The sequence below is a fragment of the Mycobacterium sp. SMC-17 genome (assembly GCF_045310915.1).
Lineage (GTDB): Bacteria > Actinomycetota > Actinomycetes > Mycobacteriales > Mycobacteriaceae > Mycobacterium.
Map to the genome: position 1 here is coordinate 31,912 of NZ_JBJIAK010000027.1, position 24,185 is coordinate 56,096.

Here is a 24,185-nt window from a genome sequence, read left to right on the forward strand (position 1 = left end):
GTGGCAGTGCCGATGAGCGACGGCATCTCGCTGCGGGTGGATATCCACTATCCGACCGACCCGGCGACGGGCGAGGCCGCTGCCGGCCCTTTCCCCGTGCTGCTATCGATGACGCCGTACGGCAAGAAGGCGCCCCCGCCGGCCGCCCAGATCGGTGGTGGCGCAACGCCGTACCTGATCCGTCGCGGCTACATCGAGGTGATGGTCGACGTGCGGGGCACCGGAGTTTCGGGCGGGTCTTTCGAGATGCTCGGGCCCGAGCAGGTGCAGGACGGCGTCGACCTGGTGAATTGGGCTGCGACGCTGCCTAATTCGAATGGCCGCGTCGGCATGTTCGGCATCTCGTATCTGGCCATCAATCAACTCATGACGGCCGCCGCGGTGGGTCCCGGCTCGCCGCTGAAGGCGATCTTCCCGGCGATGGCCGCCAACGATTTCTACCGCGACGTCGTCACCATGGGTGGCGTCCCGCACATGCGTACGGTTCGCGCCTACGGTGCCACCTACTCGCTGTTGAACGTGATCAACCCGGCACTGGAGTTCGCCCATCGCGGTAGCCATGAAAGGCCCAGGGCCGGTGGCATTTCCGCGGTGCGCCAGCGCGGCCGCGACCAGCGCAGCTATTTCAAGAGCCTGATCAAGGACGCCATCGGTGGCGGCGACACCGCATTCGACGGCACGTTCTGGGACACCATGCGCCCCGCGGACGTGGTGCCGAAGATCGCCGAGAACGGGGTCGCGGTGTTTCTGGTGGCCGGCTGGCATGACGCGTTCCAGCGCGGCGCGCCCTTGAACTATGCGGCGTTGCAGAACACGTTCGCCGGCCGTCCCGCCGACGCAGCCATGACCGCCGACCAGCCCGTCTCCGACAAGTTCCAGCTCATGGCGGGTCCCTGGTACCACGTCTCGGATCTCGACGGGCAGCATCTGCAGGCCTTGCAGCTGCGCTGGTTCAACCGCTGGCTCAAAGACGACGACACCGCGGCCGTCATCGGTGCGCCGGTGCGGTTCCAGGCGATCGGCAGCCCGAAGTGGTTCCACACCAATGCCTATCCGTTCCCGGAGGCCACCCCGACGCGGCTGTACCTGGGCCTGGGCGGCGGCCTGCATGCCACCTCATCGGCGGACGAGTCGACCGCCACGCTCCAATACCTCTCTCGCGGACCGGTTTCCGGACGCAGCCTCGAGCAGTGGAGCCTCGGCATGGGCAGTTTCATGGTGTCGCAGACGGGCCGCAGCGTCCGGTACGACCAGGACAACTCCCGGCTGCAGCGCGACGCACTGACCTACACCAGCGAGGCGTTCGACACCGAACAGCTGCTCGCCGGTCCGGTCGGCCTCACGATCTACGCTACCGCCGACCGCACCGAAACCCTGTGGGTGGCGCACCTGGACGACGTCTCCCCTGACGGTGTCAGCCGGCCGCTGACACAGGGCGCGCTCCTGGGGTCGCATCGTGCCCTCGACCCCGAGGCCAGCTGGCTCCTGCCCGACGGCACCGTGCTACGACCGCAACACATCAGCACCAAGGCTGCCGCCGAGCCCGTCGTGCCCGGTGAATTGACTCGCTACGACATCGAGGTGTTCCCGACCGCGGCGCTCCTCGCCCCGGGCCACCGGTTGCGGCTGACGCTGACGACGTACGACTTCCCGCATCTGGTGCCGACCCGCCCGCAGCGGACAGCACTGGCGGGCGGGACGTATCGGATTTCTCAAGGGGGCGTACACGCTTCGCACCTCGTGGTGCCGTTGGCCGACCCGGCGACCATGGCGCAGCCCTAGTCGCGAGCAGACGCAAAACTGTCGTTTTCACGTCGAAAACGACAGTTTTGTGTCTGCTCGCGGGAAACCCTTAGCCCAGGAAGCGCTGCGTGTAGGGCGCGAAGCGGGCCTTCAGGTCATCGGGGTCGAGGCCGAACATCTCGCACGACGTCTCGACCCGACCCAGCCGGCCGCGCTGGTGGCCGGCGAGGTAGTCCGCCATCGCGGCGCGCTCGGTGTCCGAAAGTTGTTCCTCCGCAAGGGCGAAGACGCTCTCTGCGGCGCCGAGATCGTCGGCCATGAAATCGTCGAAGCGGATGTCGATGGAGCGGTCCCGGCCGATGATGTCCCGGTCCCGGACCAGCCCGGCAAGCATGTGCTCCAGTCGCTGCACCCAGTACGACGCGATGTATTCGACGGGAACCGTGCTGCGATGCATACGCGCCGAGTAGGTGAGCATCGCGATCATCGACAGCACCACCGGAACCGGATCGCGGTGCGTGAAAACACCAACCACACCGGGTAATTCGGCATTGAGCACCGGCAGCTGCTCGAGATGCTGCGGCGACTTGAGCAGCCAGCGCCGGCCGCCGCGCAGGAACTGCAGGGCCTTGAGCTGGGTCACCATGTGCCGGTAGTGCGGCGTCTGGTCATGGGATTCGTAGTAGTCGCGCCATGCGGGCACGTCGGCCAGCGTCTCGAAGTACATCGTGGAAAAGTCGTTGGCCAGCAACTGGATTTCCTCGTGCACGTGGTCGGTGGTCATCTCGTGCATCAGCGGGAAATGCGGCATGACGATGTTCATCACGTTGACCGCGACGTCCATCCGGGTGCGCCGCGGGTCCGGCTCGATACCGGCCTCGGACGCCAGCGGGAACGGCTCCATCGACTCCCAGTACGGCAGGGTCCGGAAGGTTCCGGCGGCGGCCAGCAGGTTGTGTAGGTGCGTGGTCCCGGTGCGCGGCAGCCCGACGATCACCACCGGGGGCAGCAGTTCGATGTCGTGAATCTCGGGGTGTCGCTTCAACAAATCGGTGAGCAGCAGCCGATTCTTCAACAGCTGCAGCAGTTGGCCGTAGAAGTTCACGACGCCGGGGCCGTTGAGGCCGTCGATCTGCCGGAGCGCGCCCAGCAGCACCTCGAGGCGTTCGCGGTAGTCGGTGGCGCCGAAGTCGTCGAGGCCAGTGTCGGCGCTCGCCTTGGCGTGCAGCGCGTCCGCGTCGAGCGGACAGTCCGCCGCCATCATCGTCATCATGTCGCGGAACTGCTGCGCCTCGGCTGTGAAGGTCGGATAGGCCAGGTCATCGAGCCGGACAACGTCTGTGGTGTCAGTCACACTACTTATGTTACTATGAGTTTCGTAATGGCGAAAGAACTTGGTAGACCCCGTGATCGGCGCATCGACGACGCCGTACTGGATGCGACCGTGCAGCTCCTCGGCGAAGTCGGTTATGCCGCCCTGTCGGTAGATGCCATCGCCAAGCAGGCCGGCACCAGCAAGCCGGCGATCTACCGGCGCTGGCCCAGCAAGGCCCACCTCGTCCACGAGGCCGCATTCCCCGCCGGTGTCGCCACGGAACTGCCCGACACCGGCTCTCTCGAAGGCGATGTCCGGGCCATGGTCCGCGGCACCGTGGCGGTGCTCAGCACCCCGGCGGCCCGCGCTGCGCTCCCTGGACTGCTCGGCGAGATGACCGCCGACGCCACCCTGCACAACGCGCTGCTGGATCGATTCGCCGACGCGCTGGGTCCCGGATTGCACGCCCGCCTCGATGCCGCCGCGGCCCGCGGGGAACTCCGCGCCGACGTCAACGCCACCGACCTGACCGAGGTCATCACCGGCATCGCCCTGCTCGCCGCCCTCACGCGGAGCGCCGCCCCCGATGACGACTGGATAGACCGCAACACCACACTGATCCTGAAAGGTATTGGCGCATGACCGAATCCGCTGCCGCATGGCGGGAACTCCTCGACACGCTTCGCGAGCTCGACACCTCCTTCCTGGAGGGCCCGCGCGCCGTCACCGACGACCGCCAGATCGCCGACGGTTACCGGATGCTCGCGACCGGACTCGGCGTCGCCCTCGACTGCTATCTGTTCCCCGAGCCGGGTCGGCCGCAGTTCGTGGCCGTCAACACCCCGACGCGGCACGACCGCCGCTGGGGCGGCGACAACACCGACGCCTACTACCACATGTGCCCCGTCGACCCGGAGCGCAAATACCGAATCTTCGGCAACAAGGGCGACAGCGTCTACCTCTCGCTGACCGCATACAACGAGCCCTCGCCCGGCGCCTGGTCCAACCGCGTCGTCGCGATAATCCGTGACAGTGATATCGAATTCGACGACGACGGCAACTTCTCCTTCGAGCTCGGACCCCTGCCCGACGCGGCCGTCTTCCTCACGCGCGACTACCAGGCCGACCCGACGACGGGACGTCCGGTCAGCTGGAACATCGAGGCACTCGATCCCCCGGAGCCGTTCCGGCACAGCGACGCCGCGACGGCCGCCGCGCTGCGGTCCAGCGCCACCTGGATCAGGACGCTGTTCGCCATCATGCCGATGCCGGTGGGCACCCGAGCCGTCGACGAAGCCAGCCTCGGACACGAAACCGCCCATCGGGCCAATGAATTCGCCGCGCCCTATCAGGTGCCGGACGCCAACTTCGGCTGGTCGGCGCGCGACGCCTGCTATTCATACGGCAGCTTCGTGCTCGCCGAGGACGAAGCCCTGGTGATCACCCACCGTCCGCCGGCCTGCCGGTTCTGGAACCTGGTGGTGTGGAACCAGTTCATGGCCACCCCCGGTGCCAGTGACGCGCGGAGCTCACTCAACGGCTACAGCGCGGTGCCCAATTCGGATGGCACGGTGACGGTCGTGCTGTCCCGCGGTACCACCGCGCATCCGAATTCGCTTACCACGCTGGACTATCCGCAGGGCAACCTGGCGTTCCGCTGGTTCCTGACAGACCAGGTGCCGGACCGCCCCGAGGTGCAGCTCGTCAAGATCGCCGACGCCCCCACGTCACCTTCCTGAGGGATTTGTGCACGATTTTCCGCGCCGACCGCGGAAAATCGTGCACAAATCACGGGACGACGGCGTCGATGGCCCGGTAGATCCGCTGCTCGCTGACCGGCCGTGGGGTGCCCAGCTGCTGGGCCCACAGGCTGACACGGAGTTCCTCGATCTGCCGGGCGATGTCGCGGACGTCGTCGCCTTGGCAACGTAGTGGCGAAAGCGCCTGCCGCAGTTCGTTGTACGCGTCCTCGACGGCGTGGACGCGGTCCATCCGTTCGCGGTCTGCCGCCGGCGCTTGCGGCAGGCGCTCCAAGCGTCGGCCGATGGCGGTCAGGTAGCGGGTCAGGTCGGCCAGGTGGGTCACGCCCGTCGCCGCGACGAATCCGACCGGCAGCAGCCGGGCCAATTGGGCGCGGATATCGGCGACGGCGTCGGCCTGGAGCGCAGAAGGCTTGTCGGGCAACGCAACCTGCGCGGCGTGCGCGGCGGTCAACACGCGCTCGACGCGGCCGACGACGTCGAGTGTCGTCGGGACCAGCTTGGCTGCGACGGTATCGCGCAGCGCCGTGAAGTCCACCGCGGTCCACACCGGCTTGGGCGCCAACACCCGCACCGCGGCGTCGGCGCAGTCTTCGAGCAGCGCAGCCAGGCTGCCGTCAGGATTGCTCGACAGCGACAGGCGCGCGCGGGGATTGAGGCCGCGCTCGGCAGCCTTGACCGGTGATGGCGCCGCGAGTCGCAGCAGCCGGCGCAGCCCGGGGCCCATGGCCGCGGCCTGCTCGGCCGCCGTCGGGAAGACCCGGATGTCCACTGCCGCACCGGTATCCACGAACGCCGGGAATCCGCGCACGGTGTGGCCGCCGGCCGAGCTCTCCACAGTGCGGGGCAGCTCGGCGAGGTCGTCCGGCCAGGCCTTGAGGCCGGTACGTTGCAGATCGCCCGCGACGGCGCCGGCGACCGCCTGGCGCACCGACCCGGCCAACTTGTCGTGCAGCGCGCCCAGGTCCTTGCCGCGCGCCACCTCGGTGCCGTCTTTCTCGACGGCGAAGGTGACCCGCAGGTGGTCCGGAATCTTGCTCAGGTCGAAGGCGTCGATCGGTACCAGAATGCCGCTGCGCCTCCGCAATTCACGCTGCAGCTCCTCGAGCAGTGAGCCGTCTCCAGGATTGAGGTCCGGCAGCACCGCCCGCGCGGTGTCGGGCGCGGGCACGAAGTTGCGGCGCAGGTCCTTGGGCAACGATTTGATCAGCGCGGTGACCAGCTCTTCCCGCAGCGCGGGAACCTGCCACGCGAAACCGTCGCCGCCGAGCCGGGCCAGCACCTCGACCGGAACGTGAACCGTCACACCGTCGTCGGCCGCGCCGGGCTCGAACCGGTAGCTCAACGGCAGCGACAGGTCACCGGTTTGCCAGGTGTCGGGCTGGTCGGCGTCGGTGTCGGTGCGCAGCAGGTCGTCGCGCGTCATGGTCAGCAGGTCCGGCGTCACATGCCGCTGCTTCTTCCACCAGGTGTCGAAATGCCGTGCCGACACCGCGCTTTCGGGGACTCGCTGGTCGTAGAAGGCGTAGACCTCGTCATCGCCGGCCAGCAGATCCCGGCGCCGGGCGCGCTCCTCCAGCTCTTCCAGTTCGGTTCGCAGGCGCGTGTTGTCGCGGAAGAAGTGGTGCCGCGTCTGCCAGTCACCTTCGACCAGCGCGTGCCGGATGAACAGCTCGCGCGTGACTACGGGGTCCACCTGCGCGTACCCGACCCGACGGCGCGGCACCAGCGGGAGCCCGTAGAGCGTCACCCGCTCGAACGCCATGACCGCACCGCGGCGGGCATCCCAGTGCGGCTCGCTGAAGGTGCGCTGCAACAGATCTCCGGCGACCCGCTCGACGGTCTCCGGTTCGATGCGCGCCGCGATACGGCCGAACAGCCGGCTCGTCTCCACCAGATCCGCGACGACGATCCACCGCGGCGGCTTCTTCGTCAGCACCGAGCCCGGCGCCAGCACGAATCGCGAGTTGCGGGCGCCCTGGTAGTCGCGCGTCTCACCTTCTCGCAACCCGACGTGCGACAACAGCCCGGCGGTCAGCGCGGTGTGGATGCGCAGCGGGTCGGCGTCGTCGCCCGACTCCCGGATGCCGAGATCGCCGGCGATGCTGCGCAATTGGCCGACCAGGTCCTGCCATTCCCGAATCCGCAGGTAGTGCAGGAATTCGTCGCGGCACATCCGGCGGAAGGCGCTGCCGGACAACTGGTTCCGCTGCTCGCGCAGGTAGTTCCACAAGTTCAGATAGGAGATGAAGTCCGAATGTTCGTCGGCGAACCGCGCGTGCTTCTGCCGCGCGGCCTCTTCCCGGTCGGACGGCCGCTCCCGTGGGTCCGGAATCGACAGTGCGGCGGCCAGGATCAGCACCTCACGTACGCAGCCTTCGGTGTCGGCCTGCAGGATCATCCGGCCGACGCGCGGGTCCAGCGGCAGGCGGGCCAGTCGGCGACCGACGTCGGTGATGGCGCCCTTCGCGTCGAAAGCGCCCAATTCCTGGAGCAATTGGATGCCGTCGCGAATGCTGCGCGCATCCGGCGGGTCCAGGAACGGGAACGCCTCGATGTCGCCCAGTCCCAGTGCCGCCATCTGCAGAATGACCGCGCCGAGGTTGGTGCGCAGAATCTCGGGGTCGGTGTACCGGGGTCGGCTCGCGAAGTCCTCTTCCGAGTACAACCGGATGCACACACCGGGTGCGGTACGGCCCGACCGGCCGGACCGCTGTGCGGCCGACGCCTGTGAGATGGGTTCGATCGGCAGCCTCTGCACCTTGGTTCGCCGGCTGTAGCGGGAGATGCGCGCTGTGCCGGGGTCGACGACGTACCGGATGCCCGGCACGGTCAGCGAGGTCTCGGCGACGTTGGTGGCCAACACGATCCGGCGCGGTCCGCCCGGCTTGGCGGTGAAGACCTTCTGCTGGTCCGCGGTCGGCAACCGGGCGTACAGCGGCAGGATCTCGGTCGGGAAGGTGTCACCCGACAATGCGTCCCGCAAAGCCTCTGCGGTGTCCCGGATGTCGCGCTCACCGGACAGGAAGACCAGCACGTCGCCCGCCGGTTCGGATTCCAGTTCGCGCACCGCGTCGACGATGGCCTCGGTCTGGTCGCGCGGCTCGGTGCGGACGATCTCGTGGTCTGGGTCGTCCGGGTCATCGCTGTCGTCCACCGCGACGGGGACTTCCAGTGGCCGGTAACGGATTTCGACGGGGTACGTGCGGCCGGAGACCTCGACGATCGGCGCGTCATAGAAGTGTTTGGCGAATCGCTCGGGCTCGATGGTCGCCGACGTCACGATGACCTTCAGGTCCGGTCGGCGCGGCAGCAACTCGCGCAGATACCCGAGCAGGAAGTCGATGTTGAGGCTGCGTTCGTGGGCCTCGTCGAGGATCAGTGTGTCGTACCGCAGCAGTCGCCGGTCCCTCTGAATCTCGGCGAGCAGAATGCCGTCGGTCATCAGTTTGACGAGGGTCGAGTCGCTGGCCTGATCGGTGAACCGCACCGTGTAGCCGATGGCCCCGCCCAGTGCCGTGCCGGTTTCGTCGGCGATGCGCTGCGCCACCGTGCGCGCGGCCAGCCGCCGTGGCTGGGTGTGCCCGATGGTGCCGCGGATGCCCCTGCCGAGCTCGAGACAGATCTTGGGCAGCTGCGTCGTCTTGCCCGAGCCGGTCTCGCCGGCGACGATCACCACCTGGTTGTCGGTGATGGCCTTGGCGATCTCACCTCGACGATCGGTGACCGGCAGGTCGGGATAGGTGATCGCAGGAACAGCCGCGAGGCGGCTGGCGATCACCCCTTCCGCGGCCGCGATCTGTTCAACGATCTTCTCCGGGTTGTCGCCCCGCAGATTCTTCAGCCGACGCTCCAGCCGCGCGGCGTCACGGATGGTCAGACCATCCAGACGATCACGCAGTTCGCGCAGCTGAAGGTCGGACACCAGTCCCAGGATAGGTGGTCCGCGGTCAGTCGCGTGTTGCCGGTGCGTGCGGAATGGGGCAGCCCGACGCGATGTCGGCCGTCTGATCGTGGTGGTCGTAGGGGGTACCGGTGATCCCATTGCGCGACGCCAGGAAGCGGGCCAGCTTGAGCGCCGTGCCCCACATGGCGGTGTCGCTCCGGCGGGCGGCCGAACGAGCCGCGGCGCCCGGCGTGTGGTCGAGCACACGCCGGAAGCCGATGTTGACGTGGACCAGGACCGCCGCCGCGGCAGTCCACGGCATGAAATTGATATCGGCCCAACCGGTTCCACGGACCATGGCGCGCATCATGTCGCGGCCACCGTAGTAGGTCAGGAGACCGAGGAACGGGCTCACCCCGACCCGGGTCACCAGTGCCGACCGGAAGTTGTCAGCCGCGGCGCCGACCATGGTCTCGGTCCACTCCGACGGGCCGCCGGCGTACGCGACGATGAAGTCCATGGCCTCCAGGGCCTGCTTCGAGTCTTTGGGGATGAGTTCGTCGGCGACCCCGAACACGCGGGCGATGTACGCCCAGTACATCAGCGCCGCGTCCAGATCCGCACGGCTGCAACGACGTCCGTGGGCGTGATCGATCAGCAGGGGTTGCAGGCCAAAGGTGATCGCCGCGTTCATCATCATCGCGTTGGAGATGGGGTTGCCGTGTTCGGCGAACTGTTCGTCGCCCCAGGTGCGGCGCAAGCCGGCCCGAACCTGTGAGTGCATGAGCCGCACGCGCACGGTGTCCTTGAACGGCGCGGCGAAGCGATCCAGCGCGCCGCGGTAGGTCATGTTGCGAAACCAGGCCATGGTTTCGAGGTTGCGACGGTAGAAGTCATTGACCAGTCGGCCGGTTTCCCCGGTGGCATAGGCAACCTCGTCGCCGACGAACGTGCCGAAGGTGTCGCCCGCCGCCATGCCGAACTTGCCTGCGAAGGAGGCGTTGTTCCAGAGTTGGCGGCCCCGTTCCCATTTCATCGGGTCGTACCACTCAGGCGGGTTGTCCAGGTCGGCGAACAACGCGATCAGTTCCGCGGGGGCGTGGTCGACCGACTCGATGCCGTGCTCGAGGGCCTGCTCCAGAAGTGCCCGGCCTTCGGCCATCCCAGTCTCACGGAACCGCGCGACGACGGCGTCCATCAGTTCGTCGCCCTGCCACAGGTGGTCGACGAAAAGGTCGGTCCACGGCGTCGCTTTCGGCACGTCGCTGAAATCCAGCCACGGCGACAACTGCTGCCGACGGGTATGCGTCCAGATCGACTCGAACCGGAGACGTGCGGGGGCGGGACGCAACGCCATCCCCGGCCGCCAGTAGTAGTCGTACGGATGACCGCCAGTGGGTACGTGTGAATTGCCAGAACGACGCTCTTCTCGGGTCGACGAAGCCATGCCAAAATGCTGACACGAGCATTTACTCGCATACAATTCGTTTCGTGACGGCCCGGTGAGCAGCACACAGAGGGTGCCGCGGCGCACCCCACGACAAGAACGCTCGCGTTTGATGGTCGAGCGCATCCTTGACGCCGGTCGGCAGGTACTGATCGAGCGGGGATACGACGGCGCCACGACGAATCGGATCGCGGAGGTCGCCGGCATCAGCCCGGGTTCGCTCTACCAGTATTTTCCCAACAAGGACGCGATCATCGCGGCGATCGTCGACGCCCACACCGACCACGTCGTGCGCTCGGTGACCACGCGGCTGGTGGAGCAGGTCGGCCAGCCCGAAGACCTCGGCAGCCTGCGGGAAGTCCTGGCGATCCTGCTGGACGCGATGGCCGAACAACCCGAGCTACTGCGAGCCCTGATCGAGCACACCCCTCGGCTCGGCCTCGGCAACAAGATCGCCGATTTCGAGCAACGTGTCGGAGAGCTTGCGATCGCCCACCTCCGGTTGCGCCCGCAACCGATTCACCACGCCGACACCAGAATCTGGATCGCGGTGCGCGCGGTCGAGCATCTGAGCATCCGCTACGTACTCGACCGCCCGGACATCGACCACGACGAATTTCTCGATGAACTCGCCGCGCTCATGGCGTCCTACATGATGGTTCATAGCCACAAAGACGCCTCCGTTAGGGACGTGCCCCCAGGAGCGCATCCTCCGCAAGGGTGATCCAGTCCGGTAGATGCGGGTCGCGCAACGCATTCCGGCGATCGAAGGCGTAGGTGAGCGCCACGCCGCGCATGCTGGTGTTGAGCGTCTCGCGCACGCGGGCGTAGTCGGGATGCTGGTTCAGCGGCTCGCCGAACATGGCATCGGTCACCGTGCGGACCTGGCGGCAGAGAACCCGCTCCTGTTGCTCGAGGCTGTCGCGTAGCTCGGCGTTATGCCTTGCGGCAAGCCACAATTCGGTCGCTGCCCAGAAGTAGTCCTGCTGGTAGGTCGACCACATCGTCATCACGGCAGCACGGATCCGTTCCCCGGGGTCGTCCGGCCACGCGGTCCGCGTGCTCAGTTCATTGAATCGCGCTTCGGCGAGGTGCTGAACTGCTGCGACGAGTAAGGCGTCACGCGAAGGGAATTGGTGCAACAGGCTTCCCCGACTGACCTCGGCCATCTGCTGGATGCGCAGCGTCGACGTGCCCGCGTACCCGTGTTCGACGAGCGCCCGCACGGCGGCGTCCAGGATACGTTCCTGCACCGCGATGCCGCGGCGTTGTGCACGTCGAGGTGGCGTCATCATCAAATCATAAACTAGTCAGAGTTGACTAGTTTGCCCGGATTTGCCTACGCTCGGCCGCAACCGACGCAGGAGGACGCGCATGGACACCGAATCCATCACCCGGACCGCCGACCGCATGTGGCACGACGTGTTCCTGCCCGACGACGTGCAGCACGTCCGGGCAATGGCCCGCGACGCCGTCGCCACGCACCTGGCACCGGTCGCCCGCGAGATCGCCCAGCGCGAGGAGTCCGTCGACTCGTTCCCGTGGACCGCCTTCAAGGGCCTTGCCGGCGCCGGTTGCTTCGCGGTGCCGTTCGAGCAGCCGTTCGGCGCGGGTCTGCAGCACCCGATGCTGGCGACCTGCATCGTCACCGAGGAGATCGCCTACGAGAGCTCCAGCTTGGCCGGCGTGTACGACGGGCAATGCATCCTCAACGCCCGCGCCCTCTCGTTCGCCCAACCCCACATCCGCGCGCAGGTCCTACCTGGCCTCATCAGCGGCGACGCCGTATTCGCCTTCGCCACAACCGAACCCGATGCGTCGAGCGATCTGACGCCGACCGCGCTGCAGACCGTCGCCACGAGAACCCCGGACGGATTCGTCGTCAACGGCCGCAAACGGTGGATCACCAATTCGGTTGTCGCCGATTGGGTTTGCATCCTGTGCCGCGACGGTGACACCGACAACGCCACCATGCTCCTGATCGACATGCACAGCCCCGGCGTCCAGGTCGGTGAACCGGATCTCAAGATGGGTCACCGCGGCCAGATCACCGCCGACATCGTTTTCGACAACGTCGCCGTGCCGGCAGACCACGCGCTCGGCGAACCCGGCCGGGGCTTGGCCACGGCATTGGCGTCCTTGGCGGCCGGGCGACTCGGCATCGCCGCGGCCGGTGTCGGCGTCGCCCAGATCGCACTCGACCTGGCGGTGGCCCGGCTGCGGAGCCGAGAGCTGTTCGGCCGCAAGCTCGGCGAGATGCAGTACTGGCAGTACAGATTGGCCGAACGCGCCACCGAGCTCGAAGCCGCCCGCTCGATGTACCAGAAGGCGGCCGTCCGTCTTGACCGCGGCGACCGGTCCGGCGAGCCGGAAGCATCCATGGCCAAGTCCTACGCGACCCGGCTCGCCAACGATCTCGCCCGCGACGCGCTCCAAATCTACGGCGGCTACGGGTTCGCACGGCGGGTGTCGGCGACCGGCGAAAACTACCGGCTCGAAGAGATCTACCGCGACGCCAAGATCCTGGAAATCTTCGAAGGCGCCAACGAAGTTCTGCAGTGGGTCATCGCCCGCCAGCTGATCGGCCGCGACATCACGGGCTGAGCGGATCGCGGCCGGCCGAGCCCATCACCGCGCCGGCAAGCCGATGCTCCAGACCCTGGACGACGCGCAGCACGGTTGCCCGTTCCGCTTCGCTCAGACCACCGACGGTCAACTCTTCGATGTCGCGCCACACCCCCTCGATCTGATCCCGCAATCCCCGGCTCGCGGGCGTCGCCTCGACCAGGTGCGCGCGCTTGTCCTCGGGGCTCGGGAAACGGCGCACGAATCCGGCATGCTCCAGCCGTTGGATCATGCGGGTCATCGTCGGCGCATCGGAGCTGGTGAGCCGAACCAGGTCGGTCTGGCGGAGCGGGCCGCGGTCCCAGAGGTACATCATCACCACTTCCTGACCCGGATAGAGCCCCAGCGGGCGCAGCAGCGTCGCGACGATCGTTCTCGTCACCCGGGTCAGTTGAAAGACCGCATGAGTGACGGGACCGCTGCGGGCCGCCGTGGGCGATGCCATCGCCTCGCACGTCTCCCGGCCGTCGTCGCTGTCCGTCGCCATCAGCGCACCCCCAGAAATCCATTGGTTGTCTAACCATCTTACTGCAGCCGCATGACAGGAAAAGCCCAGTTGGAATAGGGCCCCAGAAATTACTTGTTCAAGCAAGTATCTAGAAAGGCGGCGCCATGATCACCACCCGCACCGGTACCGAGCTTCGTCGTTCCATCGCACGCCTCGTGGCAGGAACCGCCATCGGGCTGTCGGCGCTGTCCATCGCACTGGCCGCGCCGGCGGCGGCGAAAGGTCCCCACCCGGGCCCGGTGATCGACCGCCCCGAGCCGACCAGTTCCGTCAGCGCACAGACCAATGCCGGCCGCACGTCGACCGCACCGATGACACCCGCCGGGCGCGCGGCACCCGGCGCCATCCCCCGGTCTCAGCCGGCGGTGTCCATCAACGCACAGCAGTACACCGGAGGCGCCGCTGATCCGGCCGCGAATCAGATCCGTAAGGCGGCCGGCTCGGCCGACGACCCGGCCGACACCGCCCGCCGCTCCGAGGTCCGCATGCCGAGCATGCCCGGCGGATTGACCGCCGCCGATGCCGGACGGTTGTTCGGAGGAATGGCCGCAGTGTCGTAACAGACTGCGCCGCAACGCCGTATCGGCGCGAGAGGCTAGGCCTTGTCGGGCGCCCAGTAGTCCAGCATCTCGGCGAAGGTCTCGAACGCCGGCTTGGAGACGCCGTACGCGGCTTCCAAGTGGATGCTGATCGGGAAGCCGAGCTCGCCGACACCGTCGATGACGCGCTTGTACAGGTCGAGCATCAAAGCCCGCTTGGCCGCGGGCTCCTCGCCGGCCAGCCGCGAGACGAACTCCTGCTCGGCGGCGACCAGGGGGTTGCCCGGGTCCTGGATCAGCCAGTTGATCAGGCCGACCTTCGACTCCATCTTCGGGACGAACCCGAACGACAGCAGAATCTCGGGCCGGTGTTCGGTGGTCGCAGCGAACTCCTTCAGGAAGCCCACGATCGTGTCCGAGTACAGCAACTGGGTCATGCCGTAGGTGGCGCCCTGGTTGATCTTGAAGTTGAACCGCCCCTGCTCGCCGTCGCGCGTCGGAATCAGGATGACGCCGCGGTTCGGCACCTGATCGCGGTAGATCGTCAACGCGTCGGTCGGTGCCACGCCGGCGCCTTCACCGTCACTCATGGTGCGCGGGACGCCGACGAAAGCGATGCCGTCGAAGTCCGCCTCCTGCAGCACCGCCAGTCGCTTCGAGAGCGCGTCCTCATCCAGGAACGACGTGACCTGCGTGCACAGCCCACGGATGCCCGGGAGCTCGGGCTTCATCAACTGCCAGAAGTCGAGGACGTCCATCTTCGGCTTCATCTCGATGGGCCGGTCGCCGTCTTCCTCGATCATTCCGGGGATCATCACGTGCCGGATGCGGCCCTCGAGACCGACGGCCGCGGCGTTGAGCAGCACCTTGTGCGCCTCGTCGACCGCAAACTGGGGACCGCGCTCGATATTGGGCGGGACCAGTTCGAAGGCGATGGTGTTCAGGGTCACGACTCTGCTCCGGATCTCAGGACTACATACGGGGCGCAGGCGTCTCTGACCGCTACGACCCGCAGGCCGTGTTTCCCGTGAAACCTCCACCCTACCGATGGCCTCCAGCAAAGAATCGGCCACGTCCGGCTTGCCAGCCGTGATAAACCCGTCCCGTGGCTGAACGCGTCAAGTTCCAGAGTTCCACCGGCCCCATGCTCGCCGGGATCATCGACCTCCCCGAAGGCACCCCGCGCGGCTGGGGCGTCTTCTCGCACGGCTTCACGCTCGGCAAGGACTCCCCTGCCGCGGCGCGCATCTGCAAGCAACTCGCGTCCGACGGCATCGGAATGCTCCGCTTCGACGCCATCGGGCTGGGCGACTCGGAAGGCCACTGGGGCGACGGGTCTTTCACCCACAAGACCAACGACGTCATCGAGGCGTGCAAGTTCATGTCCGAGCGCGGCACGCCGTCGGCTCTGTTGGTGGGCCACTCGTTCGGCGGGGCGTCGGTCCTTGCCGCGGCGCGGCAGGCGCCCGGGGTCCGCGCGGTCGCGACGGTCGCTGCGCCCATCGACCCGTCGCATGTCGAGAAGCAGTACGACGACATCCTCGACTGCGTGCTCGCGAACGGCAGTGCGCAGTGGATGGTCGGCGGGCGCGAACTGACCCTCAAGCGCGACTTCGTGGAGGACGTCCGCGCGGCCAAGCTGCACGCCAAGATCAAGGACCTGCACCTGCCGCTGCTGATCCTGCACTCCCCCACCGACAACACCGTGGGCATCGAGAACGCCAGTGAGATCTTCCGGACCGCCCGCCACCCGCGCAGCTTCGTCTCGCTGGAGGGCACCGAACACCTGCTCACCGGACCGGGGCAGGCCAAGCGTGCGGGCCGGATCATCGGCGCCTGGGCCGACGCCTACCTGGGTCCGGACAAGGCGCGTCCGAGGTAAGGGACCGTATTCAGGCCCCGGCCGCCTTGTTGGCCTTTGCGATGGCCGCGGCGAGCTCCTCGAGCAGCGGGGGCACATCCAGTTCGGTCACCACGGCTTCGATGAAGACGAGGTCGTCGGGATGTGCTGCCGCATCGGCCAGCGCCGCGTCCAACTCGCCGCAGGTTGTCGCCCGGTGGGACAACGGGTTTGGGATGCCGAGGGCCGCCGGAATGTCGCGCCACCGCCAGGTCACGATGTCGTTGTACGACGCGGCCGGACCGTGGATCGCGCGTTCGACGGTGTAGCCGTCGTTGTTCACCAGGATCACCACCGCGGGCACACCCTCGCGGCCGAACTGGCCGAGTTCCTGGATGGTGAGCTGCGCGGCACCGTCGCCGATCAGCAACACCGGACGACGGTCCCGCTCCGCCAGACCCGCACCGAGAGCGGCCGGCAGCGTGTAGCCGATGGAGGCCCACAGCGGCTGGCCGATGAACGCCACGCCGCTGGGCAGCCGGTGCCGGGCCATGCCGTAGTACGACGTGCCCTGCTCGGCCAGGACCACGTTGCCCGGCGTGAGCGCACCGCAGACCTTGTCCCACAGCGCCTTCTGGGTGAGCGGCTGATCCGGTTCGAGCACCGGGTCGGGTGCGTCGGGCACCGGCTGCGGTACCGCGGGCGACCGGGTGGGCCGGGCCGTCAGGATGCTGGTGATCGCCTCGAGCGCGGCCGACATGTCCAGTGGCGCAAAGACTTCGCCGGCCACGGTGCTCTGGTTGGGCCCGATGTCGATGGTCCGCGCGGGGTCGATCTGCTGCGTGAACGATGCGCTCACCATGTCGGTGAACTGAACCCCGGCAGTGACGAGCACCGGGGCCTCTTCGATGGCCCGGCGAACCGTCTCCTGGCTGGAGGTGCCCGCGTAGATGCCGAGGAACTCCGGCGCGGATTCGTCGACCAGGCTCTTGCCCCACATCAGCGTGGCGTGCGGCACGACGTCGGCCGCCAGCAGTGCCTCGAGTTGCGGGACGGCTTCCAGCCGATGCACCAGCAGGTCGGCCAGCACCGTCAGCTGGTGCTCGCCGATCAGGCGAGCGGCTGCCGCGGTGAACAGCGAGAGTGCCCGCGGACTCGTGCCGCTGGTGTACCGCGGCAACGGCCCGGACGGTGGTTCGACGGGGAACCGGGCGACATCGGTGGCCAGCATCAGATAGCCGGGCAGCTTGCGCTCGTGCACCTCGGACAGCACCCGGTCGATCTCGCGGGTGGCTGTGGCCGGCACGAGTTTGGCTTGTGCGCAGGTGATTTCGCGGGCGATGCGGTGAAAGTGGTCGAAGTCGCCGTCACCGAGCGAGTGGTGGATCACCCGGCGGGAGCCTTGCACGTCGATGGACGGCGTGCCGACGATGTGCACCACCGGGACATGCTCGGCGTAACTGCCCGCGATCGCGTTGGCCGCGGACAGCTCGCCGACGCCGAACGTGGTGATGAGCGCCGCCATGCCGCGCAGCCGGCCGTAGCCGTCGGCGGCGTAGCCCGCGTTGAGTTCGTTGGCGCTGCCGACCCACCGGATGCTCCGGTGCGCGATCACATGGTCGAGCAGTTCCAGGTTGAAATCACCTGGCACACCGAAAATCTCGGTGACACCCAGCTCAGCGAGCCGGTCCAGCAGATAGTCACCGACGGTGTACTCGGGCATGCCGACCTCCTGCTGTCGCTGGTACCGCGATGGTAACCGTCCCAGCCCGAACACCGCCCTTCAAGCACTACCATGACGGCCATGACCGTTCGCCCACATCGGCTCGTGTGGCAGGTCGCGGCGGTGTTGCTGCTCGCGGCCTGTGGTTCGAACACGTCAGCGGCGCCGTCGTCGAGCACATCGAGCGCGCCCACGACAACGGCGACCGAGCTCCCGCCGCCGGTGCCCGTCGTACCGGTGAAACCGAATGCGCGGCAGGCCAAGTGGGTCGACCTGCAGGTGGGCGACTGTCTGAACACGCCGCCGCCCACCGACCCGAGCGTCGTCGAGGTGACGCTGGTGGACTGCTCGGCCCCGCACATCGCCGAGGTGTTCCTGCGCGCCAATGTGGCGGTCAACGACGCCATCGCCGGTGTCGCCGATCAGCGGTGCGCGGCCGGCCTGGCGGAATACGCCGGCCGGAGCAGCCGGTACACCTCGACCTATCTGATCGACTCGAACATGGACCGCACCGGACACACGCCGCTGCCCAGCACCGTCATCTGCCTGTTGCAGTCGGCCACCGGCCTCTCGCTGAACGGCTCCGCTAAGGCTTAGCCGTCAACAGGATGTATTGGGCGGCAACCTGTTCGTGCACGTCCTTCAACTCGGCGCCGCGCGCCTCGATGGCATAGTCGCCTGCCGGCGCGACACAGTAGAACTGCTTCGGGTTGGCCAGCAGGATGCAGCGGCTCAGGGTCAGCGCCGGCACCGGATCGGCGGTCTCGGTGCCGTCCACCGACACCTCCTTACCGAAGGTGTTCGCCACGTTGACCGCCGACGCCGGGTCCTTGGCGCGGTACACGCTGGTCTTCCCGCGGGCGAACGCTGTCACGCCGTTGTCTTGGAACACCTTGCTCGACGCGACCGGGTCGCTCTGGAAGTGCAGGGCCCCGGTGCCGGAGTAGACGGCGTTCTGCGAATTGCGCGGCGATTCGGTCTGCAGCGTCAGGGCCAGGAGCCCGGTCGGATCGATCGGCACGGCCGGCAACTCTGCCGCAGGTTTGAAGGGCTCGATCGCGGCGGCCTGGGCGCCGGTCGCCTTGGCCACCAACGCGATGGCCGGATCCGGCCCGGCTGTTGACTGCGCCAATTGTGTCAGGACATAGGGGCCGTGCGCGGTGAAGGACCGCACGGTGGTCACCTTCGTGCCGCGGGAGTCGACGTCGTACGTCGACGCCAGCGCATCCGGATGCTCCTGGACGGCAACGGTTTTCGGCTCTGCCCCGCGGATCTTGACCTGGAGTGCTGCCGCGTTCATCTCGCCGGCCGCGGCGGTGGCATCAGCGGGCGACGCAAAGCGCAGTACGCCGTTGATCAGCACCGTCTTGGCCGCAGACTCCCGCGCCGAGGCGAATCCGTCGACGAAGTGGTGCCTGCCGGCCGCGGTCGCGATGCTCTCGGGCCCGAACTGAGCCAGCAAACCGGGCTCGTCGAGCACGAAATACGTTGACAGATAAGGCTCGATGAGCGTGTCGTCGACCTGCCAGGGTCCCACCACGTAGCCGGCCAGCTGTTGCGCCTCGAGCCTCGCACCGGCCTCCGGGGCGCCCGCGGTGCCGTAGGGCTCATGCGGTTTTACCGGGTAGTTCCCCGGCTTCAGCTGTGCCGGGGCGACGATCGCCGGTGGCGGTGGCGTCGTCGAGGTCGCCGGCTTCGCGGATGACGTGGCCGGGCTCGACTGTGTCGATCCGCCACCACAGCCCGCGCCCAACAGCGCCACCGCGACCACCGCTCCACAGCTGACCAGACCCCGCATGCGTCCCTCCCCTGCCGACTGCAGACCAACCTACTCAGTGTCAGGTCTTCGCGGCACTGAACTGCATGACGTGCCCAAACACCTTGGTAGTCGTATCGATACGCAGCCCGTTGCGGCGACCTTCGGCAGCCAGTTCATCGGGGTTCAGCAGTCGGAACGGCGACCGGTCCACCCGGTGCACCACCGTGGCCACCGGTGTCCGCGTCAGGTCGTAACCGACGAACACGCCACCGGACTTGAGCACCCGGGCGATCTCGGCGACCGCGGCCTCCCATTCGATGACGTGGTGCATCATCAGGCAGCTGACCACCGAATCGAACGCGTCGTCGGCGAACGGCAGGCGGGTCGCGTCGGCGCTCTGCACCGTGACGTGCGGGTTGTCCTTCAGGCGGTGCGCCGCGGCGTCGACCATCACCGGATCCAGATCGGTCGCGGTGATGGCCAGTCCGGGACGCGCGGCCGACAGACCTTCCGCGATTGCGCCGCTGCCGGAACCGATTTCGAGCAACTGCTCACCCAGCCGGTCGGTGGGCAGCATGTCGAGCACGGCGCGCGTGGTGGTTCTCCACATGGCGCCGCAGCAGAAGGCGCGCTCGACTTTGGACATCACCGGCATTGCGGTCTCCTCCTCGTGGTGTCCGTCGAGTATGGAGCCGCCTGCACCGTCAGCACTTGGACGGATCCGTCGAATCCCGCAGCGCGCGGGCGATCGCGGACGGCGCCGCACCGGTCATCTCACGGCATACCCGGTTGGCATGGGAACCGTCGGCGAATCCGGCCAGATGCGCGGCGTCGGTGACCTGCTCGCCGTCGGCGAGATGTTTCAAGCCCGAGAGCAGCCTGGCCCAGCGGGCCGCCGCCGAGAAGGACACACCGGTCTGCTGCCGGCACAGCCGGCCGAGGTAGTCCGGCGACACCGCGACCTCGTGGGCGATCGACGCGAGATCCACGGATTCGGTTGTGCCGCTGTAGACCAGGTCCATCGCCTGCCTCAGCTGCGGATGCAGGCCGGGTTGCTCTCGCGGGCCGCCACAGAGGCGCTCGACCAATGCGGCAGCGGCCAGCTCGGGGTCGGCGTCGTACGCGTCGGCCACGGCTCGCGCCAACACCTGGCCATCCTCGGGCATCCAGATGCCGTCCTCGGATTCGCTCTGGCTCAGTGCGTGCAGCGCTGACCCGGGCCAGCTGTGCGGCGCCAGATACAGCGCCAACGTCAGATCGGTGGGCGCCGACCGTACCGCGTGGCCGGCGCCGCTGGCGATGACGACGACGTGTCCACTGCGGGACGCCTCGCCGGCGGTTCGAACCGTCAGCGGTCCGGTCAGCCCGACCCCGATCTGCACCGCGGCATGGTGGTGAATGTCCAGGTCGCCGAAGGTGCCGACGACCATCATCTGCGCCGGACCCAGCTCCCAGACGGGCATACCCGATGTTAACGCTGCGACTGCCGCCGCTCGATGACCTCCAGGGCCTGCTGCGCCCACCGCAGGTTCTCGTGCTCGAACGAGATGCCGCGCATCAGCGTCAGATAGGGCCCCACCCGTTCGGCTTCGGCAAGGAACGCAGCCTCGCTGCGCCCGCCCAGTATTCGGTTGCGAATCCGTTCATAGAGCTCGAGTTGCTTGGTGGACCACTGGATTCGGTCCCGCAGGCCGGCGCACACGGCCGCTGCGTTCCCGCTGTCGACAGTGGAGACCTGGACCAGCAGGTCGTCGCGCATGGCCAAGGGCTTGGGTGTCGCCTCCGTGAAAGCATGCACCGCGGCCCGGCCGGCATCGGTCAGCGTGAACATCCGCTTGTTCGGTCGTCGCTCCTGTTCGACCACGCGGGCCTCGATCAGCCCGTCGGCCGCGAGCCGGTCGAGTTCGCGATACAGCTGCTGTGGCGTGGCCATCCAGAAGTTGGCGACGGACGCGTCGAAGCCCTTGGCCAGGTCATATCCCGAGGCCTCACTGTCGAGCAGGGCCGCCAACACGGCGTCACGCAGAGCCATGCCCAGGGAGTCTAATAGTCAACAAAGTGATTAGTCACATATAGACATGCCGAGCTTGGCCCGCTAGCGTCACCCGTACCTAATCAACAAATTGACTATGCGAGGTTTGCGATGCAGGCATTCCGCAAGGCCGTCGAGGCCGCCGACGGCGAAGCCATGGCCGCCTGTCTGGCCGACGACGTGGTGTTCACCAGCCCCGTCGCCTTCAAGCCCTACCCGGGCAAGCCCATCACCGCCGCCATCCTGCGCGGCGTGCTGCGGGTCTTCGAGGACTTCCGCTACATCCGGGAGATCAACGACCCCGAAACGGGCAGCCACGCACTGGTTTTCGAGACCACGGTCGGCGGCAAGAGGATCACCGGCTGCGACTTCATCCACGTCAACGACGAGGGCCTGATCGACGACTTCATGGTCATGGTCCGGCCGTTGTCGGGTGCGCAGGCGCTGTCGGAGGCCATGGCCGCGCAGTTCCCGCAGATCCAGGCCGAGGCCGCCGAAGCCATCGCCGCCCTGACCGCGAAGGAGCAGTGAGCATGAAGATCGGTCTCGGCATCAACTACGCCGGCGGTTTCAAGGAGGTCGTGGCCGAGGTCGCCGACCTCGAAAAGGCCGGCCTGGACGTCGTTTTCGTCCCCGAGGCGTACTCCTTCGACGCCATCAGCGCGCTCGGCTACCTGGCCGCCGCCACCGAGCGGGTGGAACTGGCCTCCGGCGTCCTGCAGCTCTACACCCGCACCCCGACGCTGACCGCGATGACGGCCGCCGGCCTCGACTACGTGTCCGACGGCCGGTACATCCTGGGTCTCGGCGCGTCCGGCCCGCAGGTGATCGAAGGCTTTCACGGCGTCCCGTATGACAGCCCCATCGGCCGCACCCGCGAGGTCGTCGAGATCTGCCGCCAGGTGTGGCGCCGCGAGCGCCTCGCCTACCAAGGCAAGCACTACACCATCCCGCTGCCGGAAGGTCAGGGCACCGGCCTCGGGAAGTCACTCAAGCTCATCAACCACCCTGTGCGCGAACGCATCCCGGTGTTGCTGGCGGCACTCGGGCCGAAGAACGTCGAGCTGGCCGCGGAGATCGCCGAAGGCTGGCAGCCGATCTTCTACATGCCGGAGAAGGCCAAGGACGTCTGGGGAGATGCATTGGAGGCCGGTTACGCAAAGCGTGACGCGTCGCTGCCGCCCATGGACATCTACGCTGGACCGGCACTGGCCATCGGCGACAACGTCGAGGGAATGCGCGAATTCATCAAGCCGCACATCGCGCTGTACATCGGCGGCATGGGCGCCAAGGGCAAGAACTTCTACCACAACGTGGCCACCAAGTACGGCTACGGCGCCGAGGCCGACCGCATCCAGGAGCTGTACCTGGCCGGTGACAAGGACGGTGCGGCAAAGGTGGTTCCCGACGAACTGGTCCGCGACATCTCGCTGATCGGCAGCCGCGAGTTCGTCAAGGAACGCGTCGCCGCATTCCGGGAGGCCGGCGTGACGGTGCTCAACGTGGTGCCGATGGGTGCGACGACCGCCGACCGCGTCAAGCTCATCGAGGAGCTGCGCGAGCTGGTGTAGGGCTGACGCTACCGCTACGCGCCCGGCTGGCCGTACACCGCGACGACGACCGAACGGTCGGGGCTGTTCTCGGACCACACGCCCATGACGGTGTTGGCGCAGTTGGCCATGATCGCGTAGGTCGGCGGGTCGTAGTACCACTGGTTCAGCACATCCAGGTTGTTGATGGCGATTGACTGATTGATCGCCACCGTCTGAAACACCTTGCCCCGGAAGCCCGCTGCTTCCGCGCGCCGCTGTGCCGTCGACCCGTCCGAGCCGAGGTCGCCGTCGAGGGCGCGGTTGTTCAGCACGTCGTTCGCGTGCCACTCGGCGGCGAGCCGCAGCTGCGGGCTGACCGCCACGTCATTGGTGCAGCCGGCCTGGTGCTGAATGGTGTAGACGTTGGCGACCACGCTGTTGTTGAGGCGCGTGTTGTCGGCGTGAGCCACCGCAGGCAGCGCGGCGCCGCACGCGAAGACCGCCAGGATCACCCCGGCCAACCGAGTACTCACTGTGCCCCCGGTCGGTAGTTGCCCGCGGAACTGCGCAGCGGCCCGATCAGCTCGGGGCACAGTTCGTTGATCACCTGTCCGACAAGATAATTGGCCTGGCCTTCGTCGCCACCCGTGACGTCGACCTTGATGTCACCGATGATCTGCCCGTAACTCCGGCCCGCGGCGATCTTGTCGCACACGCCGCGCCCGTAGGCGATGGCGGCATCGCCGCTCGGGAAGTTGAAGCCGCCCCGCACGTTGACGCTGTTCACGTACGTCACCGGGTCGGCCTGGGCCGGCGGCACCATCCAACCGGCCGCGGCCCCCGCGGCGAACACCATCACCAGCGCCCGCGTCACACGGGATCGAACTGTGAGATCAGCCATCGATCGTGCACCTTGTCGAGAGTCACCCGCACCGTCGAGGTCGACGCGGTGGGCGCGTCGGCACCGATGGTGGTCGTCTGGTTCACGAAAACCAGCACCACAGCGTGGTTTTCGGTCGCCGACACCGAAGCGGCATCCGGAACGGTCGCGACCGCGGAGATGTGTTTCTGTTTGGCCCCGGGCGCCACGACGGTGTCGACCAACTTGGTGTACTCGTCGCGGAACCCGCCGGTCAGCCGGCCGGCGGCCGATTTCAGCTCGGTGTCAACCGTTTCCGGCCGGTACGACAGCATGGCGACGGTGCCGTCACTGGCCGCCCGCACAGACTCGGTGGCCGCGGCTTGCGCGAGCCGCACCGACCCGTCCTGCCAGTTGAAGTACCCCGCAGCGACGGCAAGCAGCATCGCGGCGAACGCCAATGTCAGACCCGTCCACCGCGCCCATGGCTTCCGCGAAACACTCTGCACCGCTGCGGGTTCGGCTTCGACAACCGCCTCCTCGGCGGCCTCGGTCTCGTCGGGTTCGACGGGACGTTCTTCGACATCCACTGTCACTGTCATGACCTGTCCTTCATG

24 protein-coding genes are annotated in these 24,185 nt (G+C 67.5%); 10 read left to right on the top strand and 14 right to left on the bottom strand.

The window, feature by feature from the left end; translation table 11 throughout:
- The first annotated feature begins 12 nt into the window (after positions 1–12).
- Positions 13–1,782: a CocE/NonD family hydrolase gene (locus ACJH7A_RS17850; protein ID WP_212814500.1), complete on the top strand. Its 1,770-nt coding sequence runs from the start codon at positions 13–15 to the stop codon at positions 1,780–1,782.
- Between the two features lie 70 nt (positions 1,783–1,852).
- Here the strand turns inward: ACJH7A_RS17850 and ACJH7A_RS17855 are convergent, their stop codons facing one another.
- A complete protein-coding gene (locus ACJH7A_RS17855) occupies positions 1,853–3,016 on the bottom strand; it encodes a sulfotransferase (RefSeq protein WP_244872901.1) in 1,164 nt (387 codons plus the stop codon).
- 108 nt (positions 3,017–3,124) lie between these two features.
- On the opposite strand from ACJH7A_RS17855, the gene ACJH7A_RS17860 reads away from it, so the two are divergent.
- Both ACJH7A_RS17860 and ACJH7A_RS17865 read left to right on the top strand, forming a co-directional pair.
- A complete protein-coding gene (locus tag ACJH7A_RS17860; RefSeq protein WP_212807672.1) occupies positions 3,125–3,700 on the top strand; it encodes a TetR/AcrR family transcriptional regulator in 576 nt (191 codons plus the stop codon).
- Positions 3,697–4,797: a DUF1214 domain-containing protein gene (locus ACJH7A_RS17865; protein WP_212807673.1), complete on the top strand. Its 1,101-nt coding sequence runs from the start codon at positions 3,697–3,699 to the stop codon at positions 4,795–4,797. The genes ACJH7A_RS17860 and ACJH7A_RS17865 overlap by 4 nt, the downstream gene beginning before the upstream one ends.
- Positions 4,798–4,846: 49 nt before the next feature.
- Here the strand turns inward: ACJH7A_RS17865 and hrpA are convergent, their stop codons facing one another.
- On the bottom strand, positions 4,847–8,743 hold the full coding sequence (gene hrpA / locus ACJH7A_RS17870) for an ATP-dependent RNA helicase HrpA (protein WP_406802460.1): 3,897 nt from the start codon (positions 8,741–8,743) through the stop codon (positions 4,847–4,849).
- Positions 8,744–8,768: 25 nt separating this feature from the next.
- Entirely contained in the window at positions 8,769–10,151 is a 1,383-nt protein-coding gene (locus ACJH7A_RS17875; protein WP_406802461.1) for an oxygenase MpaB family protein, read from the bottom strand.
- A gap of 112 nt (positions 10,152–10,263) precedes the next feature.
- Between ACJH7A_RS17875 and ACJH7A_RS17880 the strand changes: the two genes are divergently transcribed.
- Entirely contained in the window at positions 10,264–10,875 is a 612-nt protein-coding gene (locus ACJH7A_RS17880) for a TetR/AcrR family transcriptional regulator (protein WP_406802462.1), read from the top strand.
- Here ACJH7A_RS17880 and ACJH7A_RS17885 read toward each other — a convergent pair.
- The gene (locus ACJH7A_RS17885; protein WP_406802463.1) at positions 10,835–11,443 is read right to left on the bottom strand and encodes a TetR/AcrR family transcriptional regulator; all 609 of its coding nucleotides are present in this window, start codon (positions 11,441–11,443) and stop codon (positions 10,835–10,837) included. The genes ACJH7A_RS17880 and ACJH7A_RS17885 overlap by 41 nt on opposite strands.
- Before the next feature lie 82 nt (positions 11,444–11,525).
- On the opposite strand from ACJH7A_RS17885, the gene ACJH7A_RS17890 reads away from it, so the two are divergent.
- Positions 11,526–12,755: an acyl-CoA dehydrogenase family protein gene (locus tag ACJH7A_RS17890; RefSeq protein ID WP_406802464.1), complete on the top strand. Its 1,230-nt coding sequence runs from the start codon at positions 11,526–11,528 to the stop codon at positions 12,753–12,755.
- Here ACJH7A_RS17890 and ACJH7A_RS17895 read toward each other — a convergent pair.
- Positions 12,745–13,263 carry a MarR family winged helix-turn-helix transcriptional regulator gene (locus tag ACJH7A_RS17895; RefSeq protein WP_406802465.1) on the bottom strand — a complete coding sequence of 173 codons (519 nt, stop codon included), beginning with the start codon at positions 13,261–13,263 and terminating at the stop codon, positions 12,745–12,747. The two genes, ACJH7A_RS17890 and ACJH7A_RS17895, sit on opposite strands and share 11 nt — an antisense overlap.
- A 125-nt stretch (positions 13,264–13,388) precedes the next feature.
- Here ACJH7A_RS17895 and ACJH7A_RS17900 point away from each other — a divergent pair, with 125 nt between their 5' ends.
- Positions 13,389–13,844, top strand: a complete 456-nt coding sequence (locus ACJH7A_RS17900; protein WP_064858344.1) for a hypothetical protein — start codon at positions 13,389–13,391, stop codon at positions 13,842–13,844.
- Between the two features lie 35 nt (positions 13,845–13,879).
- Here the strand turns inward: ACJH7A_RS17900 and ACJH7A_RS17905 are convergent, their stop codons facing one another.
- A complete protein-coding gene (locus ACJH7A_RS17905) occupies positions 13,880–14,773 on the bottom strand; it encodes a mycobacterial-type methylenetetrahydrofolate reductase (RefSeq protein WP_406802466.1) in 894 nt (297 codons plus the stop codon).
- A gap of 155 nt (positions 14,774–14,928) precedes the next feature.
- Between ACJH7A_RS17905 and ACJH7A_RS17910 the strand changes: the two genes are divergently transcribed.
- Positions 14,929–15,705 carry a S9 family peptidase gene (locus ACJH7A_RS17910; protein WP_053854998.1) on the top strand — a complete coding sequence of 259 codons (777 nt, stop codon included), beginning with the start codon at positions 14,929–14,931 and terminating at the stop codon, positions 15,703–15,705.
- 10 nt (positions 15,706–15,715) lie between these two features.
- Here the strand turns inward: ACJH7A_RS17910 and ACJH7A_RS17915 are convergent, their stop codons facing one another.
- Positions 15,716–17,386, bottom strand: coding sequence for an alpha-keto acid decarboxylase family protein (locus ACJH7A_RS17915; RefSeq protein ID WP_406802467.1), 1,671 nt, complete (start codon positions 17,384–17,386; stop codon positions 15,716–15,718).
- 81 nt (positions 17,387–17,467) lie between these two features.
- On the opposite strand from ACJH7A_RS17915, the gene ACJH7A_RS17920 reads away from it, so the two are divergent.
- Positions 17,468–17,983 (top strand): hypothetical protein, encoded by a 516-nt coding sequence (locus ACJH7A_RS17920; protein WP_406802468.1) that lies wholly within the window; start codon positions 17,468–17,470, stop codon positions 17,981–17,983.
- Here the strand turns inward: ACJH7A_RS17920 and ACJH7A_RS17925 are convergent.
- From ACJH7A_RS17925 to ACJH7A_RS17940, 4 genes are read right to left on the bottom strand one after another with little or no spacing between them, the layout of a single operon-like run.
- The gene (locus ACJH7A_RS17925; RefSeq protein WP_212807677.1) at positions 17,973–19,184 is read right to left on the bottom strand and encodes a hypothetical protein; all 1,212 of its coding nucleotides are present in this window, start codon (positions 19,182–19,184) and stop codon (positions 17,973–17,975) included. The two genes, ACJH7A_RS17920 and ACJH7A_RS17925, sit on opposite strands and share 11 nt — an antisense overlap.
- Positions 19,185–19,224: 40 nt before the next feature.
- On the bottom strand, positions 19,225–19,800 hold the full coding sequence (locus tag ACJH7A_RS17930) for a class I SAM-dependent methyltransferase (protein ID WP_212807678.1): 576 nt from the start codon (positions 19,798–19,800) through the stop codon (positions 19,225–19,227).
- Between the two features lie 49 nt (positions 19,801–19,849).
- Complete coding sequence (locus tag ACJH7A_RS17935) at positions 19,850–20,608, bottom strand: AraC family transcriptional regulator (RefSeq protein WP_212807679.1); 759 nt, start codon at positions 20,606–20,608, stop codon at positions 19,850–19,852.
- Between the two features lie 8 nt (positions 20,609–20,616).
- A complete protein-coding gene (locus ACJH7A_RS17940; protein WP_406802469.1) occupies positions 20,617–21,177 on the bottom strand; it encodes a PadR family transcriptional regulator in 561 nt (186 codons plus the stop codon).
- A gap of 111 nt (positions 21,178–21,288) precedes the next feature.
- Between ACJH7A_RS17940 and ACJH7A_RS17945 the strand changes: the two genes are divergently transcribed.
- Positions 21,289–21,708 carry a nuclear transport factor 2 family protein gene (locus ACJH7A_RS17945; protein WP_406802470.1) on the top strand — a complete coding sequence of 140 codons (420 nt, stop codon included), beginning with the start codon at positions 21,289–21,291 and terminating at the stop codon, positions 21,706–21,708.
- Between the two features lie 2 nt (positions 21,709–21,710).
- Positions 21,711–22,748, top strand: coding sequence for an LLM class F420-dependent oxidoreductase (locus ACJH7A_RS17950; protein WP_064858336.1), 1,038 nt, complete (start codon positions 21,711–21,713; stop codon positions 22,746–22,748).
- A 14-nt stretch (positions 22,749–22,762) separates the two neighbouring features.
- Here ACJH7A_RS17950 and ACJH7A_RS17955 read toward each other — a convergent pair whose 3' ends face one another.
- The 3 genes from ACJH7A_RS17955 to ACJH7A_RS17965 are packed head-to-tail and all read right to left on the bottom strand — an operon-like array spanning position 22,763 to position 24,170.
- Positions 22,763–23,242, bottom strand: a complete 480-nt coding sequence (locus ACJH7A_RS17955) for a CAP domain-containing protein (protein ID WP_318984050.1) — start codon at positions 23,240–23,242, stop codon at positions 22,763–22,765.
- Positions 23,239–23,610 (bottom strand): DUF732 domain-containing protein, encoded by a 372-nt coding sequence (locus ACJH7A_RS17960; RefSeq protein ID WP_036420137.1) that lies wholly within the window; start codon positions 23,608–23,610, stop codon positions 23,239–23,241. The genes ACJH7A_RS17955 and ACJH7A_RS17960 overlap by 4 nt, the downstream gene beginning before the upstream one ends.
- Positions 23,580–24,170, bottom strand: coding sequence for a hypothetical protein (locus tag ACJH7A_RS17965; protein ID WP_318984052.1), 591 nt, complete (start codon positions 24,168–24,170; stop codon positions 23,580–23,582). Before ACJH7A_RS17965 ends, ACJH7A_RS17960 begins: the two co-directional genes overlap by 31 nt.
- Between the last annotated feature and the right edge of the window lie 15 nt (positions 24,171–24,185).